General features: G+C 67.7%; 3 protein-coding genes. All 3 read right to left on the reverse strand.

The window, feature by feature from the left end; translation table 11 throughout:
* Window positions 1-1610: alpha/beta hydrolase (locus AC2VOP_RS05215; protein ID WP_486959960.1), on the reverse strand; the 1610-nt coding region annotated here is incomplete at its 3' end.
* Between the two features lie 6 nt (window positions 1611-1616).
* A complete protein-coding gene (locus AC2VOP_RS05220; protein ID WP_486959961.1) occupies window positions 1617-2402 on the reverse strand; it encodes an enoyl-CoA hydratase in 786 nt (261 codons plus the stop codon).
* Between the two features lie 9 nt (window positions 2403-2411).
* Window positions 2412-3268, reverse strand: an 857-nt coding sequence (locus AC2VOP_RS05225) for a 3-hydroxyisobutyryl-CoA hydrolase (protein WP_486959962.1), incomplete at its 5' end; no start/stop codon positions are given.

Genomic DNA, 3268 nt, shown 5'->3' on the forward strand with positions numbered 1-3268 from the left:
TTGGCCACGTCTTTGACGTAGTGATGGCCGTGCCCGGACGGCACGTCGACGGCGACCGCCATGTCGGCCGAGACCTGGAGGAAGGTCACCACCGGAACCCAATTCATCTGGGGCAACACGTCGTAGCCGCGTGGCTCGGCCAACCAATCCGGCCTGCGGAACAGCAGCTCCGGGCTCCACCAGGCGATCGGGTCGGACGCGTGCTGCAGATACACCACCCGTATTGAGCCCGGCGGGCCCCACTGGTCGGGACGATCCAGATCGTGCGGGCGTGCGACGAACCGCACGTGGCGGCCGTCGTCGTAAATCGGCAGCCACTCCGGTGAACCGGGATCGCGGTTGACGGTCAGGTCCCTCCAGATGGTGTTGTTGAAGGTCGGCCCGGAGAACAGTGCGCCATCGGTGCGGGCCAGCACGTTGTAGAGGTTCTCAAACGGTGCCTCGCCGCCGAACGAGCCCAGGCTCTCCCCGAACACCACGAGTTTGGGCCGCCGAGTTTCCGGCATTGCCCGGACCAGCTTGTCGACGGCTTCGAACAGCGCCGTCCCGGCCTGGCGGGCGTTCTCCTTGTCCACCAGGAACGACAGCCAGCTGGGCAGAAACGAATACTGCATGCTCACGATCGCGGTGTCGCCGTTGTAGATGTACTCCAGTGCCGAGGCTTCCGCTTCGTTGATCCAGCCGGTGCCGGTGGTGGTCGCGACAGCGACGACGGCGCGCTCCAGACCGCCGGTGCGTTGCAGTTCACGGGCGGCCAACTCGGCGGTGGCTTTGATCCCGCGGGCGGAGTGCAGTCCGGCGTAGGTCCGGATCGGTTCGATCGCCGGTGTTCCGTTGAATTCGGTCAGTTGCCCGACGGTAGGACCGCTAGTCACGAAGATGCGGCCCTGGTGGCCCAGCGACTCCCAGGAAGCCAGTGACTCCGGGCCACCGGAGCGCAGCGGCGTGGTCGGCGCGGGCCGGTCCGGGGTCATCTCGTCGTTGACCGCGGAAAAGGTGTGGTTCATGGTGCGCATCGCCACCTTCGCCACGACGCCGTTGAGCACCGCGATTGTCAGCGCGATCAGTAACGACACCACGACGACCGCGGAGACCCGCCGCGGTGCTACCCGGTCGAGTTGCCGCACCAGGAACCGGAACAGCTTTCGGGTCAGCTGACCCAATTCCACCAGTACAAACAGCACCACCACGGACAGCGCGGCAGCCACCGGGTAGCCGTACCACTTCAGGTGCGCTACCCCCATCAGGTCGCGGACCTCGTCCTGCCAGGTGCGAAACTCGACGATCATCGCGACCGTGCCGACGGTGCCGACGGCTATCAGCACCATCCAGGCCCACTGCGGCGCCGGCGGGCTGGTGTCCTTCGCGCGCAGATAGCGGACCAGCCACACGGCGAAGACCCCAAGTCCGTAGCCGGCGGCGCCCGACCCGCCGCTGACCAGCCCCTGGAACAGCGGGCCGCGGGGCAGCAGCGACGGCGTCAGCGACAGCCAGAGCAGCACCAGGCCGACAGCGGTGCCGGTGAAGGTGTAGCGCCGGACCCACCACGGCTTCGACGTCGGCGGAGACTCGGCGGCGGGTTCAGCGTCGGCCAATGCGGGCTCGTTCACATCAACTTAGCGGTGCGTGAAGTGCGGGGCGCGTTTGTCGATAAACGCCGTCATCCCCTCGGTTTGGTCGTCGGTGGCGAATGCGGAGTGAAATAGCCGGCGCTCGTAGAGCAATCCCTCGGCCAGGGTGGACTCGAACGCGCGGTTGACGGCCTCCTTGGCCATCCGGGCCGCCGACAGCGACATCCCCGCGATGGTAGCGGCGACCGCCATGGCCTGCCTCAGCAGGTCGTCGGCGGGCACCACCCGTGACACCAGCCCGCTGCGTTCGGCCTCGGCGGCGTCGATGGTGCGTCCGGTCAGAATCAGGTCCATCGCCTTGGCCTTGCCGATGGCCCGGGTCAGCCGCTGCGAGCCGCCCATGCCGGGCAGCACACCGAGCTTGATCTCCGGCTGGCCGAATTTCGCGGTGTCGGCGGCGATCAGCAGGTCGCACATCATCGCCAGTTCGCACCCGCCGCCGAGCGCGTGTCCGGCGACGGCGGCGATCGTCGGGGTGCGCACCGCCGCCAGTCTGGACCAGGCAGCGAAAAAGTCCGCGGCGAACACCTCGGCGAAGCTCAGCGCGGCCATCTCCTTGATGTCGGCACCGGCGGCGAATGCCTTCGCGTTTCCGGTGATGACGACGGCACCGATCCCCGGGTCGTCATCGAACTCCTCGGCAGCCCTGGTGACTTCGTTCATCATCTGGCTGTTGAGCGCGTTGAGCGCCTGCGGTCGGTTCAGCGTGATCGTGCCGACTCGTCCGTCCCGCGCCACCAGGATGGTCTGGTAAGCATTTTCACAAGCCATTGCGTCTCCTTAGAAGGTGAGATCCGGTTTTGCGGGGGCGAAATACGCCTCGACATCGGCGGCGCTGACCTCGGACAGCGTCGGCGGCGACCATGTGGGGTTGCGGTCCTTGTCGACCAGTTGGGCTCGGATTCCCTCCACCAAGTCGTGAGAGCGCAGCGACGCCGATGAGACCCGATACTCCTGAGTCAGAACGTCTTCCAGCGTGGGCAGCTCGGCGGCTCGGCGCACCGATTCCAGTGTTACCGACAACGCGATCGGGGAGCGGGTAGCGATCAGGTGAGCGGCGTCGGAGGCGCCGTCGGCGTCGCAGTCGGCCAGTGCGGCGACGATGTCGGCGACGGTGTCGTGTGCATAGCACTCGTCGATCCAGCCGCGGTTCGCGGCGAGGGTGCTTGGCGGTGGTTCGACGGCGTGGGCGGCCAGCGCGGCGGTTACTCCGCCCTCCACGATCGCGGCGGTGAAATCGCCCAGGCGCTGATGTGGCACGTAGTGGTCGGCGAAGCCCAGCGCGATGGCATCGGCCCCGGAGAACGGCGCTCCTGTCAGCGCCGCGTGCAACCCCAGCGAACCCGGCGCCCGGGACAGCAGATAGGTGCCGCCGACGTCGGGGATGAACCCGATCCCCACCTCGGGCATCGCCATTTTTGTGGTGTCGGTGACCACCCGGGTGTTGGCGTGCGCGCCGACACCGACGCCACCGCCCATCACGATGCCGTCCATCACGGAGACGTACGGTTTGGCGAACCGGCCGACCTGGGCGTTGAGTAGGTACTCGTCGTGCCAGAACCGCCGTGCGGCGGCCCCGCCGGCGCGCGCGCTGTGGTAGATCGCCACCACGTCGCCACCCGCGCACAGCCCGCGTT

The sequence above is a fragment of the Mycobacterium sp. TH-M106 genome (genome assembly GCF_057473765.1).

Bases quoted from the DNA above. Each gene is read 5' to 3' on its own strand.
- AC2VOP_RS05220 (WP_486959961.1), bottom strand. From the start codon at position 2,402: ATGGCTTGTGAAAATGCTTACCAGACCATCCTGGTGGCGCGGGACGGA.